The organism is Rhodococcus sp. D-6, assembly GCF_040256695.1.
Taxonomy (GTDB): Bacteria; Actinomycetota; Actinomycetes; order Mycobacteriales; family Mycobacteriaceae; genus Rhodococcus; species Rhodococcus pyridinivorans.
This window is the reverse complement of sequence record NZ_CP132970.1, coordinates 4367569-4383554: the sequence shown is the minus strand read 5'-3', so window position 1 is coordinate 4383554 and position 15986 is coordinate 4367569. Positions and strand designations below refer to the sequence as shown.

The 15986-nt window shown below is 66.6% G+C and carries 16 protein-coding genes; 8 read left to right on the top strand and 8 right to left on the bottom strand.

What is annotated here, in order from left to right:
• The first annotated feature begins 9 nt into the window (after positions 1-9).
• Complete coding sequence (dnaB, locus tag RBB84_RS20585) at positions 10-3090, top strand: replicative DNA helicase (protein ID WP_242411756.1); 3081 nt, start codon at positions 10-12, stop codon at positions 3088-3090.
• Positions 3091-3165: 75 nt separating this feature from the next.
• Here dnaB and RBB84_RS20580 read toward each other — a convergent pair whose 3' ends face one another.
• On the bottom strand, positions 3166-3666 hold the full coding sequence (locus tag RBB84_RS20580; protein ID WP_006550796.1) for an ArsI/CadI family heavy metal resistance metalloenzyme: 501 nt from the start codon (positions 3664-3666) through the stop codon (positions 3166-3168).
• 93 nt (positions 3667-3759) lie between these two features.
• Between RBB84_RS20580 and RBB84_RS20575 the strand changes: the two genes are divergently transcribed.
• Positions 3760-4119, top strand: coding sequence for an Rv2640c family ArsR-like transcriptional regulator (locus tag RBB84_RS20575; protein WP_006550795.1), 360 nt, complete (start codon positions 3760-3762; stop codon positions 4117-4119).
• Between the two features lie 48 nt (positions 4120-4167).
• Positions 4168-4773, top strand: coding sequence for a phosphoribosylanthranilate isomerase (locus RBB84_RS20570; RefSeq protein ID WP_064256095.1), 606 nt, complete (start codon positions 4168-4170; stop codon positions 4771-4773).
• Positions 4774-4796: 23 nt separating this feature from the next.
• On the opposite strand, the gene RBB84_RS20565 is transcribed toward RBB84_RS20570, so the two are convergent.
• The 4 genes from RBB84_RS20565 to RBB84_RS20550 form a co-directional block, all read right to left on the bottom strand.
• On the bottom strand, positions 4797-5747 hold the full coding sequence (locus RBB84_RS20565) for a DUF808 domain-containing protein (protein WP_350247697.1): 951 nt from the start codon (positions 5745-5747) through the stop codon (positions 4797-4799).
• Positions 5748-5952: 205 nt separating this feature from the next.
• Positions 5953-6360, bottom strand: coding sequence for an arsenate reductase ArsC (locus tag RBB84_RS20560; protein WP_024102460.1), 408 nt, complete (start codon positions 6358-6360; stop codon positions 5953-5955).
• Positions 6357-7436 (bottom strand): ACR3 family arsenite efflux transporter, encoded by a 1080-nt coding sequence (gene arsB, locus RBB84_RS20555; RefSeq protein ID WP_024102459.1) that lies wholly within the window; start codon positions 7434-7436, stop codon positions 6357-6359. The genes RBB84_RS20560 and arsB overlap by 4 nt, the downstream gene beginning before the upstream one ends.
• Positions 7433-7792, bottom strand: a complete 360-nt coding sequence (locus RBB84_RS20550) for a metalloregulator ArsR/SmtB family transcription factor (protein ID WP_350246681.1) — start codon at positions 7790-7792, stop codon at positions 7433-7435. The genes arsB and RBB84_RS20550 overlap by 4 nt, the downstream gene beginning before the upstream one ends.
• Positions 7793-7873: 81 nt before the next feature.
• On the opposite strand from RBB84_RS20550, the gene RBB84_RS20545 reads away from it, so the two are divergent.
• The gene (locus RBB84_RS20545) at positions 7874-8632 is read left to right on the top strand and encodes an IclR family transcriptional regulator (protein ID WP_033098463.1); all 759 of its coding nucleotides are present in this window, start codon (positions 7874-7876) and stop codon (positions 8630-8632) included.
• Positions 8633-8735: 103 nt separating this feature from the next.
• On the top strand, positions 8736-9932 hold the full coding sequence (locus RBB84_RS20540) for a 4-hydroxybenzoate 3-monooxygenase (protein WP_350246679.1): 1197 nt from the start codon (positions 8736-8738) through the stop codon (positions 9930-9932).
• Between the two features lie 3 nt (positions 9933-9935).
• Here RBB84_RS20540 and RBB84_RS20535 read toward each other — a convergent pair whose 3' ends face one another.
• The gene (locus RBB84_RS20535) at positions 9936-11153 is read right to left on the bottom strand and encodes an alpha/beta fold hydrolase (RefSeq protein WP_350246677.1); all 1218 of its coding nucleotides are present in this window, start codon (positions 11151-11153) and stop codon (positions 9936-9938) included.
• Between the two features lie 134 nt (positions 11154-11287).
• On the bottom strand, positions 11288-12277 hold the full coding sequence (locus RBB84_RS20530; RefSeq protein ID WP_350246676.1) for a bile acid:sodium symporter family protein: 990 nt from the start codon (positions 12275-12277) through the stop codon (positions 11288-11290).
• 84 nt (positions 12278-12361) lie between these two features.
• On the opposite strand from RBB84_RS20530, the gene RBB84_RS20525 reads away from it, so the two are divergent.
• Together RBB84_RS20525 and RBB84_RS20520 are read left to right on the top strand one after the other, a co-directional pair.
• Positions 12362-13219 (top strand): LysR substrate-binding domain-containing protein, encoded by an 858-nt coding sequence (locus tag RBB84_RS20525; protein ID WP_024102452.1) that lies wholly within the window; start codon positions 12362-12364, stop codon positions 13217-13219.
• Between the two features lie 70 nt (positions 13220-13289).
• Positions 13290-13784, top strand: coding sequence for a hemerythrin domain-containing protein (locus RBB84_RS20520; RefSeq protein ID WP_006550785.1), 495 nt, complete (start codon positions 13290-13292; stop codon positions 13782-13784).
• On the opposite strand, the gene RBB84_RS20515 is transcribed toward RBB84_RS20520, so the two are convergent.
• Positions 13777-14460, bottom strand: coding sequence for a hypothetical protein (locus tag RBB84_RS20515; RefSeq protein ID WP_024102451.1), 684 nt, complete (start codon positions 14458-14460; stop codon positions 13777-13779). The two genes, RBB84_RS20520 and RBB84_RS20515, sit on opposite strands and share 8 nt — an antisense overlap.
• An 85-nt stretch (positions 14461-14545) precedes the next feature.
• Between RBB84_RS20515 and RBB84_RS20510 the strand changes: the two genes are divergently transcribed.
• The gene (locus RBB84_RS20510; RefSeq protein ID WP_024102450.1) at positions 14546-15820 is read left to right on the top strand and encodes a glutaminase; all 1275 of its coding nucleotides are present in this window, start codon (positions 14546-14548) and stop codon (positions 15818-15820) included.
• Positions 15821-15986 lie beyond the last annotated feature (166 nt).

Here is a 15986-nt window from a genome sequence, read left to right as displayed (position 1 = left end):
CTCGGTGGCATGCTGCTGAGCAAGGACGCCATCGCCGACGTCCTCGAAGTGCTGAGACCCGGCGACTTCTACCGTCCGGCCCACCAGGCCGTGTACGACGCGATCCTCGATCTCTACAGCCGTGGCGAACCCGCCGACCCGGTCACCGTGTCGGCCGAGCTCGACCGGCGCGGCGAACTCAAGCGTCTCGGCGGAGCCGCCTATCTCGTCACGCTCACCCAGACCGTCCCCACCGCGGCCAATGCCGGCTACTACGCCGAGATCGTCGCCGAGAAGGCCGTCCTGCGTCGTCTCGTCGAGGCGGGCACGCGGATCGTCCAGTACGGCTACGCCGGCGCCGACGGCCAGGACGTCGCCGAGATCGTCGACCGCGCGCAGGCGGAGGTCTTCGAGGTCGCCGAACGACGCACCACCGAAGACTTCGTGCCGCTCGAAGAACTCCTGCAGCCCACGATGGACGAGATCGACTCCATCGCCAGCCGTGGCGGTATCTCCCTCGGCGTGCCCACCGGCTTCGCCGAACTCGACGAGCTCACCAACGGGCTGCACGCCGGCCAGATGATCATCGTCGCCGCGCGTCCCGGTGTGGGTAAGGCCCTCGCGCTCGACACTCCCCTGCCCACCCCCACCGGCTGGACCACGATGGGCGAGGTCGGTGTGGGCGACGAACTCCTCGGCGCCGACGGCCGCCCCACCCGCGTCCTCGCCGCCACCGAGGTCATGCACGGCCGGCCGTGCTTCGACGTCGTGTTCTCCGACGGCACCGTGATCGTCGCCGACGAGCAGCACCAGTGGCGCACCGGCGACGGCGCGATCCGCACCACGGGCGAACTCGCCGCCACCGCCGACGCCGGGCACACCGTCGCGAACACCGAGGCACTGTCGTTCCCGGCAACCGAGCTGCCCGTCTCCCCCTTCACGCTCGGTGCGTGGCTCGGCGGCCCGTCGTCCGATCCCGAACTGCACATGCGTATCGACGGCGAAGGTGGTTTCACGAGCGCCCTCGTCGCGCTCGGCGCCCACATCCCCGCCGAATACCAGCGGGCATCCGAACCGCAGCGTCGCGAACTCCTCGCGGGTCTGCTCGACGCCGGTGGAGAGATCGACGACGACGGCACCATCCGGTTCGTCGGCTCGTCCGAGCGTCTGGTGCAGGGCGTCGCCGAACTCCTGTCGGGCCTCGGTTACGCGCCGGTGCTCGACGGCACCGATATCTCCTTCGCCACCGCCGACGACGTCTTCGTCCTGCCCAGCAAGGCCGTGCGGCACAAGGAATGCCGCGCCACCGTGCCGCGCGAGCGCCGCATCGTCGCCGTCCGCCCGGTTTCCTCGGTCCCGGTGCGGTGCGTCGAGGTCGACGGCGACCACATGTACCTCGCGGGTCGCGCGATGGTGCCCACACACAACTCCACGCTGAGCATGGACTTCATGCGGTCGTGCTCTATCAAGCACGGCATGGCGTCGGTCATCTTCTCGCTCGAGATGGGCAAGACCGAGATCGTCATGCGCCTGCTGTCCGCGGAGGCGAAGATCAAACTCGGCGACATGCGATCCGGACGCATGACCGACGACGACTGGACGCGTCTCGCCCGCCGCATGAGCGAGATCAGCGAAGCGCCGTTGTTCATCGACGACTCACCGAACCTCACGATGATGGAGATCCGCGCAAAAGCGCGGCGGCTCAAGCAGAAACACGACATCCGTCTCATCGTCATCGACTACCTGCAGCTCATGTCGTCCGGCAAGAAGGTCGAGTCGCGTCAGCAGGAGGTCTCCGAGTTCTCGCGTAGCCTCAAGCTTCTCGCGAAGGAACTCGAGGTTCCGGTCGTCGCGGTGTGTCAGCTCAACCGTGGTCCCGAGCAGCGCACCGACAAGCGGCCGCAGGTCTCCGACCTCCGTGAGTCGGGCTGCCTGCCGGCGTCCACACGCATCATGCGCGCCGACACCGGTGCCGAAGTCACGCTCGGCGAGTTGCTCGAGTCGGGCGAACAGCCCCTCGTGTGGTCGCTCGATGAACGCATGCGGATGGTCGTCCGGCCGATGGTGAAGGTCTTCCCCAGCGGCCGTAAGGAAGTCTTCCGGTTGGAGCTGGCCTCGGGACGTCGTGTCGAAGCCACCGCGAACCATCCCTTCCTCACCATCGACGGCTGGATGCCGTTGGGCGAGTTGGTCGCCGGTGAGCGTGTCGCAGTGCCGCGTGCGGTGCCCGCACCCCTCGACGTGATACCCGCATCCGACGACGAGGTGGCCGCTCTCGCGGACACTGCCGTGGCCGGCCGACTGATCCCCACCCGCGCGTTCTCACTCCCCAAGGAGCAGGTCGCCGAGCTCGTCTGCCACATCTGGGAAGACAGCGGTGAGGTCGCATGGGACGCAGGCGCTGCCCGCGCCGTCGTCCGCTACCGGTCGGTGGAGCGTCGCCTGGCCGACGACCTCGCGCGCCTGCTCCTGCGCATCGGTGTGTTCGCGCGGATCACCGATACCGGCGAGGGCTGGGACCTCACGGTCACCGGGGCGGAGAACCAGGCGGTCTTCCTCCACGACGTGGGCAAGCACGGAACCGCGGCGCAGTGGGTCCTGGCGCAGCTCGGACCGAAGCTCGTCAAGCACAGCCCCGACACCGTCACCCCCGAGATCGAAGCCGAGCTCGGCGAATTGCTCGCCGTCGAACAGCTCGCTCCGATCGGACCGGTCGCGTCCGCCACCCCGCGCACCACCGAGGGTGCACGCTCGCGCCTCGCCCGGGTCGCCGATGTCCTCGACACGGCCGACATCGACATGGTCGCCACCAACAATGTGTTCTGGGACGAGATCGTCTCCGTCACGAGTCTCGGCGAGCAGGACGTCTACGACGGAACGGTGCCCGGCACACACAATTTCGTCGCCGACGGCATCGCGGTGCACAACAGCCTCGAGCAGGACGCCGACATGGTCATCCTGTTGCATCGCCCCGACGCCTTCGAGCGCGACGACCCGCGTGGTGGCGAGGCCGACCTCATCGTCGGCAAGCACCGTAACGGCCCGACCGCGACCATCACCGTTGCCCACCAGCTGCACCTGTCGCGGTTCGTGGACATGGCGCGAGGCTGATACGAGTCGTCGCCCCGCCCGGCGGCGAGGCGACAGATCTCGTTCCGGTTCCGTGATATTCGTAGCGAAAGGCGGTCAGCAGCAGGAGGTTACGCCGGTTTTCGGCGTGGAGTTGTCGTCCTGCTGCTCGTCCGGGGCACCGGTCGTGCAGCATGTTCCGCCGCTGGCTTCCTGCGTGCCGTCGAGATGCTGCGGGCTCGACCCGAAGGTGGCCGAATCCGCCAGGACGGTGTACACCTCCCACTTCTCCCCTGCCGGACCCGTCACCCACGCCTTGTCTTGCGTGGCGTAGCAACAGGTCGTGCCCATCTCCTCGTCGGCGAACAGGCCCGCCTCGGTCAATCGGGCGATCTCGGTGTGCACCTTCTCGGACGAGTCGACCTCGACCCCGAGATGGTTGATCGTGCCGCCCTTGCCCGGGTTCTCGAACAGCACCAGCTTCAACGGCGGATCGGCGATCGCGAAGTTGGCGTAGCCCGGTTCGAGCTTGGCCGGTTCGGTGCCGAACAGTGTCGAGTAGAAGGCGACCGCTTCGGGCAGGTCGTCGACGTCGAGGGCGAACTGGATGCGTGACATGACTGCCTCCACCTGTGTGACATATATCGAATTACCGCCCACAGGATGCTCCTGTATTTCGACATATGTCAAGAAGGTGGTTAGGCTCGAATCATGCCGAAAGCGCTGCCCGTGATCGATGTCCGCGCCCCGATCTGCTGCGCGCCGGTATCGGCTGCGCCGATGCGCGACGACGCCGCCCTCGAGGTCGCGTTGCGGTTGAAGGCCCTGGCCGATCCGGTGCGCATCAAACTCGTGTCGATCCTGCTCACCGCCGACGAAGGTGCGGTGTGCACGTGCGATCTTGCCGCCGGTGTGGATCTGGCGGAATCCACGGTGAGTCATCACCTCGGACAACTACGCAAGGCGGGCATGGTCGAATCCGAGCGACGCGGGATGAACGTCTATCACCGTGCCCGCGCCGAGTCCCTCGAGGCGCTCAGGGTCGTCCTGGATCCGAACTGCTGCCGCTGACGGTCGCACACATATCCTCGAGATGGAGAAGCGGCGAGGAAGGTAGTGATGACGTTCATCAAGATGTGCGGACTGCAGGACGAGGCGACCGTCGATCTCGCCGTCGAACTGGGCGTCGACGCGGTCGGTTTCGTCCTCGTGAAGAGCCCTCGTCGCATCTCCCCGGATCGGGCCGCGACGCTCCGCACCCGCGTGCCGGCGGGAACACTCGCCGTCGGCGTCTATGTGAATGCGTCCCTCGACGAGATCGTCACGACGGCCCGAGCCGCGAATCTCGATCACGTCCAGGTGCACGACCTGCGGTCGGCCGACGACGTGCGCGTGCTGCACGACGCGGGATTCACGGTGATCCGCGCGATCAACACCGGAGGAGCCGAGGCGCTGTCCGAGGACTTCGGCGCCGACCTGTTGCTCGTCGACGGTGCCGTCGCCGGTGCCGGGAAGACGTGGGACTGGCAGGACCGCAGTGCCCTGCCGTCCGGCCGGTGGGTCCTCGCGGGCGGGCTGAACCCCGACAATGTCGAGAGGGCGCTTGCCACGTCCGGGGCGTGGGGTGTCGACGTCTCCAGCGGCATCGAGGCCGAACGCGGCATCAAGGATCCCGGTCTCATGCGGGCGTTCGCGCAGGCGGTCCGGAGAAACGCCCCCGAGTGACCCGTCCGGGGGATCCGGCGGCGTCAGTGCGCGGCGTCGGCCTTCTTCCGCCGCGGGATCAGGTGCATGAGCAGCACGACGATCGCACCCACGATCAGGCCCACCAGAGCGGATGTCACGGTCCCCGCGGTCCACGACAGCACGCCGCCGAATCCGCCGTGCACGAGCTCGCCGAACCAGTGCTCGAGGTCGTGCAGACGATCGGCAGGCCAATGGAATCCGGCCTCGCCGACATTGACGAGCAGGATGTGCCCACCGACCCACAGCATGGCGGCGATCCCGACCACGGTGAGAACGGTCATCAGCTTCGGCATCGCCTTCACGAGACCGCGACCGACGCGCTGAGCGAAAGTGGACTTCCGTTTCGCGAGCGCCAGGCCGACGTCGTCCATCTTCACGATCAGGGCGACCACGCCGTACACCAGGACGGTGATGAGGACGGCGACGACGATGAGGACGAGCAGGCGAGTCAGGAAGGGTTCCTCCTCGACCGAGGCCAGCGAGATCACCATGATCTCGGCGGACAGGATCAGGTCGGTGCGGATCGCGCCGCCGATCATGGCCTTCTCGAACTCGGGGCCCTTCTCCGCTGCGGTGGCCTCTTCTTCGTGGTGGCCGCCGGTGAGCGCTTCGTAGACCTTCTCGGCGCCCTCGTAGCAGAGGAACAGACCGCCGGCGATGAGCAGATACGGCAGGGCCTGCGGGAGGAACTGACTCAGGATCATCGCGACCGGCAGGATGATCAGAAGCTTGTTGCGGATCGACCCGATCGCGATCTTGCGGATGATCGGCAGTTCGCGATCGGGGGTGAACCCGTGCACGTAGCGGGGGGTGACGGCCGTGTCGTCGACGACCACGCCCGCTGCCTTGACGCTCGCCCTGCCGGCTGCGGCGCCGATGTCGTCTATGGATGCCGCGGCTGCCTTCGCAAGTACCGCGACGTCGTCCAGAAGGGCGACGAGACCACCAGCCACGGGAACCTCCCACAGTTCGGCTGCACCGAGCCGATCGACCGACACGCGATTACGAGTCGTCTCAGAACGCTACCGGACCTGCGATGACGTGCAACGCGGTGTCCGGAGCAGGTCGGGGACGACGTGCGTCCACACCGAGTGCCCTACATGGGCGCCCAGCGTGACAGACCTGTGGGTACCCGGTGGATGCGGTTACCGAACTCGATCATGTCGGCGATGTCAGTTCGGCGATCAATGCCTCGACCTTCGCCCGGATCTCGTCACGGATCGGACGCACGGCGTCGAGCCCTCGTCCGGCCGGGTCGTCGAGCACCCAGTCCCGGTAGGACGTACCGGGGAATACCGGGCAGGTGTCGCCGCACCCCATCGTGATCACGACGTCGGAGGTCTGCACGGCGTCGGCGGTGAGGATCTTCGGGTTCTCGCCGGAGATGTCGATTCCGACCTCGGCCATCGCCGCGACCGCAGCAGGGTTCACCTCCTCGGCGGGTGCGGACCCGGCGGAACGGACTGTGATGCGATCCCCTGCGAGGCGACTCAGGAACCCGGCGGCCATCTGGGACCGGCCGGCATTGTGCACGCACACGAACAACACGGACGGAACGGCGGTCACGACGCACCTCCGGCACGGGCGACGAAACGTGTGCGCAGGGCCAGAGCGACGTACACGAGTGCGACGAGGACGGGCACTTCGATGAGGGGGCCGACGACTCCCGCCAGTGCCTGCCCGGACGCGACCCCGAACGTGCCGATCGCGACGGCGATGGCGAGTTCGAAGTTGTTGCCCGCGGCGGTGAAGGCGAGTGTGGTGGTGCGTTCGTAGCCGAGTCCTACTGCAGCGCCGAAGAGATACCCGCTCCCCCACATGATCGCGAAGTACGCCAGCAGGGGCAGCGCGATGCGTACGACGTCGAGTGGTCGCGAGGTGATCTGTTCACCCTGCAGCGCGAACAGGACCACGATGGTGAACAGCAGTCCGTACAGCGCCCACGGTCCGATGCGCGGCAGGAAGGTCTGCTCGTACCAGCTGCGGCCCTTCGCCTTCTCGCCGAATCGACGAGTGAGGAAACCGGCGACGAGCGGGATCCCGAGGAAGATCAGCACGGACTTCGCGATCTCCCACGGGGAGACGTCGAGACCGGTCTGCTCGAGGCCGAGCCATCCGGGCAGCACCGACAGGTAGAACCAGCCGAGAGCGGCGAACATGATCACCTGGAAGACCGAGTTGATCGCGACCAGCACGGCTGCGGCTTCCCGGTCGCCGCACGCGAGGTCGTTCCAGATGATCACCATCGCGATGCAGCGCGCGAGGCCGACGATGATCAGACCGGTGCGGTATTCGGGCAGATCCGGCAACATCAGCCACGCGAGCGCGAACATCAGTGCGGGACCGACGATCCAGTTGAGGATCAGCGACGAGATCAACAGGGTGCGGTCGCCGGTGACCGTGTCGAGACGGTCGTAGCGCACCTTCGCCAGCACCGGGTACATCATGATCAGCAAGCCGAGGGCGATCGGCAGCGAGATCCCGTCGATCTCGATGAAACCCAGGGCTTCTCCGAGTCCGGGAATCATGCGGCCGAGCAGCAGGCCGACGACGATGGCGGTGCCGATCCACACGGGAAGGAAGCGGTCGAGTGTCGACATCCTGCCCATCACGGGAGTGTCCACCGCAGTTCGCTCACTCATGCGGGTACCTCGGTCGGCTCGATCCCGAGTACATCGGAGAGTTGCCGTAGTGCAGCCGGAACCACCCAGTAGTACACCCAGGTGCCGCGACGCTCGCACTCGAGCAGGGCTGCCTCGCGCAGAACTCTGAGGTGGTGCGAGATCGTCGGTTGGGACAGATCGAACGATCCCGAGATGTCGCATACGCACGCCTCACCGCCGGCATGGCTCGCGATGAGCGACAGCAACCGCAGACGCACCGGATCGCCGAGGGCCTTGAACATCCGGGCGAGGTCGACGGCGCGATCGCCCGTCAGGGGTTGGCGCACGAGCGGAGAGCAGCAGGCGTCGTCACCCGCGAGATCTTGATTCGACACACGTCTATATTGACAGATGTCGAATCTACGGACGGATCCGGATGGTGAAGCTGCCCGGATCGGACACGGAACAATGGCGGCATGGCCAACTCGCCGTCCGGTGACTCGATGCTCGACCGCGTCGTCCGCATCCTCGAGTCGTTCGACGACACCCAACCCCGCCTGACGGTCGGGAGTCTCGCCCGCAGGTCCGGCATCCCGCAGGCCACGACCTACCGGCTCGTCGGCGAGCTGGTGCAACACGGTCTGCTCACCCGGGACGACGACGGCCGGGTACGGCTCGGTCTGCGCCTGTGGGAACTCGTCGCGCGCAGTGCACCCGCGCGCGATCTGCGGGAGTCGGCGCTGCCCTTTCTGCAGGACGTGCAGTCGGTGGTGCACCAGCACACCCAGCTCGCGGTCCTGCAGGACGACGAGGTCCTCGTCCTCGAACGGCTGTCGGCGTCCGATTCGGTGGTCAACCAGGCCTCGGTCGCCCGTCGGCTCCCCGTCCACGACACGTCGCTGGGCATGTCGATGCTCGCGTTCTCACCTGCGGAGGTGCAGGAAACCTATCGGCGACGACATCCCGAGGTGGAGAAGCGTTTCGCTGCGACGACGAGAGATTTCCGTCGCGCGCTCGCGGAGGTCCGCCGGCGGGGTTATGCGCGCTTCGACGGTGTGCTCGACGAGGGCACCACGGGCATCGCGGTGCCCGTCCTCGCGCGGTCGGGTCATGCCCTGGCGGCGCTCGGCGTGGTGGTGCCCACCGGTGCGTCCCGGCAACAGGCCGTCGTGCCCGTCCTCATGGCCGCTGCCCGCGGCATCGCGCGCGGAGTCGGCGAGCGTCCCCCGGACTGACCAGGTCGTTTTCTCATTGAACGAGAAGTCGACGTGTGCGGTGGGAGAGGCGCACGACACTCGACGGGACGCGAATCGGATATGCGCAGCGAAGGACGAACACATGAACGCAACCCGCACGGTCGTCACCACCGAAGTCGGCATCGTCGGCGGCGGCCCGGCAGGTCTCATGCTCTCCCATCTCCTCGCGAAGGCGGGGATCGACAACATCGTCGTCGAGAAGCGTGATCACGAGACCATCCGGACCACCCACCGTGCGGGGATCCTCGAGCACGGCTCGGTGTCGCTGCTCACCGAGAGCGGAGTCGACACCCGTGTCCTGAACGAAGGGCACCGCCACGACGGCATCGATCTGCGCTTCGGAGGTGAGAGCCACCGCATCGATTTCCGGGACCTCGTGGGTGAGTCGGTGTGGTTGTATCCGCAGAACGAGGTCTTCGTCGACCTGGCCGCCTCGCGCGAACGCGACGGTGGCGATGTGCGCTACAGCGTCTGCGACACAGAGGTTCTCGACATCACCACCGACACACCGAAGATCCGGTTCACCGAATCCGACGGCACGCCGGTCGAGATCCGGTGCCGCATCCTCGTCGGAGCCGACGGATCACAGAGCATCTGCCGCAAGGCGATTCCCGGCGACGTCCGCACCGACCACTTCATCGAGTACCCCTTCGCATGGTTCGGGATCCTTACCGAGGCTCCACCGAGTGCACCCGAATTGATCTATGCGCGTTCTGATCACGGATTCGCCCTCATCAGTCAACGCAACGAGTCGGTGCAGCGGATGTACTTCCAGTGCGATCCGTCCGAGGACGCGTCGACGTGGAGCGAGGACCGGATCTGGGACGAGCTTCAGAGGCGTGTCGACGGCCCCGACGGTTTCGAACTGAAGCGCGGCCCCATCTTCGAACAGATGGTCCTGCCGTTCCGCTCGTACGTGTGCGAACCGATGCGGCACGGAAACCTCTTCCTGGCAGGCGATGCCGGCCACACCGTTCCGCCGACCGGTGCCAAGGGACTCAACCTCGCCCTGGCCGACGTCCGGGTGCTCTTCCGCGCGCTCGACTCGTTCTTCTCCACCGGCTCGTCCGACCTGCTCGACGCCTACAGCGACACGGCGCTGCAGCGCGTGTGGAAGGCGCAGAACTTCTCGTACTGGATGACCTCGATGCTCCACACCCGTGAGGACGCAACGTCGTTCGAGAACAAGCGGGCACTGGGCGAACTCGCCGCGGTCGTCGGCTCCCGGTACGGACAGCAGTATCTCGCGGAGGCGTACACGGGCCGGCCCGACCGCTGATCGTCAGGGCGTGCGGGCCAGGAGCTCGTCGAGCCGATCGAGAACCCGCCTGTTGAGGAGGGTGCGGTTGCCCATCTCGCAATGCCCACCCGCACCCTCGGCCTCGGTGAACGGGATGAGAGTCACCGTGTCGCCGAGCCGATCTCCGAATGTTCCCGCACCGCGTGCGAGGGCATCGCTCTCGGCGGCGGTCACCACGACAGGGCACGAGATACGCTCGCCTACCTCGTCGAGTGTGTACTCGTTCATCTCCGCGAACAGTTCCCGGATGTCCGAGGCGCCGTTGACCCAGAATCCGCGGGCGACGATCTTCCAGCGTAGTGACGGATCCGACTGCACCGCAGCCATGATCGTGTCGGCGTCCTGTGCGCTCATCGAGAGAGGATCGTCGAGGACCTCGGGGGAGAGGCCGAATGCTGCCCCGAGGGCCCGGGTGCCGGCCGCGACGCTCCACTGACCGGGATCGGCGACCACCGCGGCCAGACGATGCTCACCGGATGCTGCGCGCGGCGCGAGATACCCACCGAGACTCCATCCGCTCAGGACGATGCGTTCGGGGTCGACGATGGGGGAGGCCGTCGCATGATCGATCACCGCGCGCACGACCACTTCCCAGTCCGGACGCATCGGCATCTTCTGCTTGTAGAGCATCTCGCCCTGGCCCGGTCCGTCGAACAGGAGACAGTGGTAGCCGCGTCGCAGCGCTGCCACGGCCGATGCGAAGTACATGTCGGTGATCGTGGCGTCGTATCCGTTGGTGAAGACGATGAGCGGCCGCACGCTGTTCTCGTGGCCGGGTGCGGGAATCAGGTAGCCCGGAAGCGTGGTGTCCTCGAATGGAATCCTGGCAGCCTTGACGGGTGTGTCCCCGATCGCCAGCCCGGCATCGAAGGCCGCGACCTGCTTGTCGAAGGCGGCGATCAGACGTGGGTCGACGGGAGGTCCGTACAGCGGGTGGTAGGCGGTCGCGTAGTAGGCGCTCGCCCGCAGGAACAGTTCGCGTGCCGAGTCGTCGTGCCCGGCGGTCGCGCAGGACTCCGCTTCGGCGACGAGACGGTCCCCGGTCTCGACCCATGCCCGATAGAAGTCCCCGTCGTCACCGTCGCCCACCTGCCGGGCCACTGCGGCGATCTCGCCGAAGTCGGCGCCGCCGTAGGGGATGTAGGCCAGCGACCAGGTTCCGAACTCGTCGTGCAGATGATCGTGGAACAGCAGACCCATGTCGGTGCTCCTTCGAGCCGAGGTTCGCGAATCGGGGTTCTCCCTGCACGGTGACGGCACGATGACGTCACCGCTACCGGAATCAGCGGATTTCACCCTCGATTTCGTCTAACAGGAGCTTCGGCTTCGCTCTCCTATACGGCTACGAGCCCATCCGGTGCCTTCTTCGCCAACCGCCCGGCGAGAGCCGCACACACCAGGAGCTGCATCTGGTGGAACAGCATGAGCGGCAGCACGATCAGGCCGATGGGCTGGCCGGGGAACAGCACGATCGCCATGGGCAGACCGGTGGCGAGGGACTTCGTGGAGCCGCAGAAGAGGATCGCGACACGGTCCTGATATTCGAAACCGAGTCCGCGCGACGAGTACCAGGTGAGCGCGAGCACGATCGCGAGCAGCACCGCGCACACACCGACGAGGGCGAGCAGGCGGCCGACCGAGATCATCGACCAGATACCCTCGTTCATGCCGCGGCTGAACGCCACGTACACGACCAGCATGATCGATCCGCGGTCGACGAGTTTGAGCGGCTTGCCGTGGGCCTTCACCCAGCCGCCGATCCAGCGCCGCAGGAGCTGACCTGCGACGAACGGCACGAGCAACATCAGCACGATGTCGAGCACGGCCGACCCGCTGAAGGTGACGCCCTGGGTGGACATCGTCAGCGCGACCAGCAGTGGAGTCGCGAAGATTCCGATGAGACTCGAGGCGCTGGCCGAGACGATCGAGCCGGGGATGTTGCCGCGCGCCACCGAGACGAGCGCGATGGCGGACTGCACCGTGGACGGCAGCAGGCACAGGTACAGGACGCCGAGATAGAGCGGGTCGCTCAGGATCGACGGCACGAGCACCTTGGCGGCCAGACCGAGCAGCGGGAAGACGACGAAGGTCGTGGCGAGGATCGTCAGGTGCAGACGCCAGTGCTCGAGACCCTCGATGGTCTCCTCCGTGGACAAGCGCGCGCCGTACAGGAAGAACAGCAGCCCGATGGCGATCTTGGCGGCCCAGTTCACGCCGTCGAGTACGACCCCGTCGGCGGGCAGCAGAGCAGCGACGGCGACGGTGGCGAGGATGGCGAGCAGGAACGGGTCGAGCCGTCCGAGCACGGGGATCTTGGAGAGCACGAATCGACGGTACGGCAGCCGGATGTCATTACAGAAGACGGTCGCCACGTTTTCTGTAATCGCGATTCGTGATGAAATGGGGTGGTGTTCGATCCGGTGCACCTACGGAGCTTCCTGGCCGTCGAGCGGGAGCGCAGCTTCACCGCGGCCGCCCAGCGGCTCGGCCTGCGGCAGTCGACGGTCAGTCAGCACGTCGCGCGACTCGAGAAGGAGATCGGGCGCCGCCTGTTCGTACGCGACACGCACAACGTCGAGCTCACGGCGGACGGCGCCGACATGGTCGCCTTCGCCCGCGAGATCCTCGATCGCCACGATGCCGCCCGCAGGCACTTCTCGGAGTCGCCGCTCAGCGGCCGGCTGCGTTTCGGGGTCTCCGAGGACCTGGTGCTCTACGAGCTGCCGTCGATCCTCGCCGAGTTCCGGCGTAGTCATCCCCGGATCGATCTCGAACTCACGGTGGATCTGAGCGAGGATCTGCAGCGCCGTCTCGACGACAACGAGCTCGATCTGGTCTTCGGCAAGCGTCGACCGGGCAGCCGCCACGGTGAAATGATCTTCAGCGAGCGTCTCGTCTTCCTGTCCGCCCCCGATTACGTCCTCGATCCGGACGAGCCGACACCGCTGGTGTCCTATCCGTCGCCGGCCCTGACCCGCGACATCGCGCTCGAGGTCCTCCAGCGCAGTGGGCGCGGTGTCCGCGTTGCGTGCACGACCGACAGTCTCAACGGTCTGCGCGCTGCAGCGCTCGCGGGACTGGGCGTGGTGCTGCACGCCGAGCGGCTTCCACCACCCGGTCTCGTCCCGGTGCGCGATCCCCAACGATTGCTTCCCGGTGCGGGTGAGATCGAGTTCGTGCTCATGGCGCGTCGTTCCGTACTCAACGGCCCGGAGGCGGCACTGCGGGCGGCCATCCTCGCGAATGCGGATCGTGTGCGCGTGTGACGGTGTCGCGGACGGGTATTCCTGTGCCACGCCCGCTGGGGGCGGCAATGTTCACGCCGCAGGAGGAACCGTGTCCACAGACGCGATCGTGTTGCTGAAGGAAGACCACAAGGAGATCAAGAAACTCTTCCGCGACTTCCGGAAGGCCGAGGGGGAGAAGGAGAAGGGCAAGATCGTCGACAAGATCATCGAAGCCCTCACCGTGCACACCTATCTCGAGAACGAGTGCATGTACCCCGAGGTGCGTTCCCTGCTCCCCGATCTCGAGGACGACATTCTCGAATCGTACGAGGAGCACCACGTCGCCGACGTGCTCGTCATCGAACTGGCCGGGATGAAGCCCGACGCAGAGCGTTTCGACGCGAAGACGACGGTCCTCATCGAGAACGTCGAGCATCACATCGACGAGGAGGAGGACGAGTGGTTCCCCAAGGTGCGCGAGGCGCTCGGCCGTAAACAGTTGCAGGACATCGGTGCCCGCATGCTCGAGATGAAGGAGGGCGCCCCGCGGTCACCGGCGCAGCCGTCCGCGCTGAAGAAGACGATCGACGCGGTGATCAGCTGACGGTGTGCTGCGGCCGGGCGAGGAAGGCGCCTCGTCCGGCCCGGCTCGCCCGGTAGGCGTCGCGCCGCGTCTCGACGAGCCATCCCGGCCACGGATCGACGGATCCGGGGCAGTGGACGGTCGGATCGAATGACGGCTGCTCCGAATCCTTCTCGGGCAGGTGGCGAGTCAGCGTCAGACGTCCCGCCGCTTCCAGAGGCCCGCGGGCGGAACCCACCAGGAGAGAGAACTCGAGCGGTATCTCGAGTGCCTGCACGGAGGTCGTCGAGGACGGTTGTCGTCCGCGCGGAACGGCGGTGATCCACCGCGGCGCGGGGTCGCTGTCGGTCCGATAGGCCATGAGCGTGCTGTAGCGGGCACTCGACCACGAACGGGCCGGCAGCAGCGCCACCCGGGCCGGCAGATGAGCCGATGCGAGCAGGACGTCCCACGGGCCGGTCTTCGTGGCGAAGCGCACCGCGAGACCGAGCACGTCCGGCATGCCGTCCGGTGTGCCGATGGCCCGCGACACCCGGGCGACGACAGGAGTAGGGCGGGGAATCTGCCGCGGCCACCAGGACGACTCGAGTTCGGCAACCCCTTCGAAGGTCGCACCGCGCGGGTGGAACACGCGCGCTCCGCGCAGCGCGGATCCCACTCGGAACGGCACGGACAGCGCCGACGACAGAGCAGTCATGGGGATGGCATACCCGCGATCCGCCGGTTCAATCGCCTTCGTCACTCCTCACCCCGGCAGCGTCCGATTCGGTCACGATGAATACATGCGTTCACCGTTGCCGGATTATCTGACCGAAGTGCTCCGAGGATGCGCCGACAGTTCGGGCGCCCTCGCCGACTACATCCCGGAACTGGCGAGGGCCGACCCGGACCGGTTCGCCCTCACCCTCGTGACCGCCGAAGGTGCGGTGTACTCCGTGGGCGACGACCACACCGAGTTCACGATCCAGTCGATCTCGAAGCCCTTCGTCTACGGTCTTGCGCTGCAACAGAGAGGCTTCGACGCCGTGCTCGACGTGATCGATGTCGAACCCTCCGGGGAGGCGTTCAACGAGGTCTCGCTCGAACGCAACACGGGCCGTCCGCTCAACCCGATGATCAATGCCGGTGCGCTCGCCGCACACGCCCTGGTGCTCGACGGACGGCAACCCGAGGCCTCGGTGGAGGACATCCGTTCTCTGCTGTCGTCCCTGGCCGGTCGCGAGCTGACGATCGACGAGAAGGTCGCGTCGTCGGAGCTCGAGAACTCCTACCGCAATGTCGCCATCGCCAATCTCCTTCGGGGGTACGAGGTTTTCGAGGACGATCCGGACGAGATCGTCGAGGGGTACATCCGGCAGTGTTCGGTGACGGTGACGACCAAGGATCTCGCGATGATGGCCGCGACGCTCGCGGCGGGCGGTGTGCAACCCGTGACGTGCGAGGAGATCTTCTCGCGGGACGTGGTGCGTCAGGTGCTGTCGGTGATGGCGACCTGTGGGATGTACGACGCGGCGGGGGACTGGCTCTCCACCGTCGGTATCCCCGCCAAGAGCGGCGTGTCCGGAGGAATCATAGGAATCCTACCGGGACAGTTGGGTATTGCCGCATACTCGCCGCGCCTCGACGACCACGGCACCAGCGTCCAGGGGGTCGCCGCCTTCGGTCGTCTCTCCCGCGACATGAACTTGCATCTGATGGACGCGCCGATGGTCGCACACTCGGTGTTACGCAGAAGACATGTCATCGGCGAGGGTGACGAGTCTCTCACCCTCCTCGAGTTGCAGGGCGACCTCCAGTTCACCAGTTCCGAGGGTCTCGTGACGGCCGTGGTCGACGAGCCTGTGGAGACGAAACGCCTGGTCTTCGACCTGTCCCTCGTCCGTACCATCCTGCCGGTCGGCCGAAGGATGTTGCTGGAGATGATCGGTCGGCTCCACCGGGACGGCGTGGAGGTCGTCGTGATCGACCCCGAAGGGCATCTGCCCGAACCCGACACCGGCTACGGCTTCCGACCGCAGGTTCACACCTCGTGGGAGGACCTGGAGGCGCAGGGGTGAAAGGGCATTCGGCACGAAAGTGACGTGAGGGACGGTTGTGAAGTTTTCCGGAACCACGGGTGGCGTCCACACCGAGCACTGGGCTACGGTGTCGTGCGGTGTGCCCGAGGTTGGTCGGCGAAAGACGCTCGTACCCCACGAAAGAAGATCCATTCATGCCGTTCCG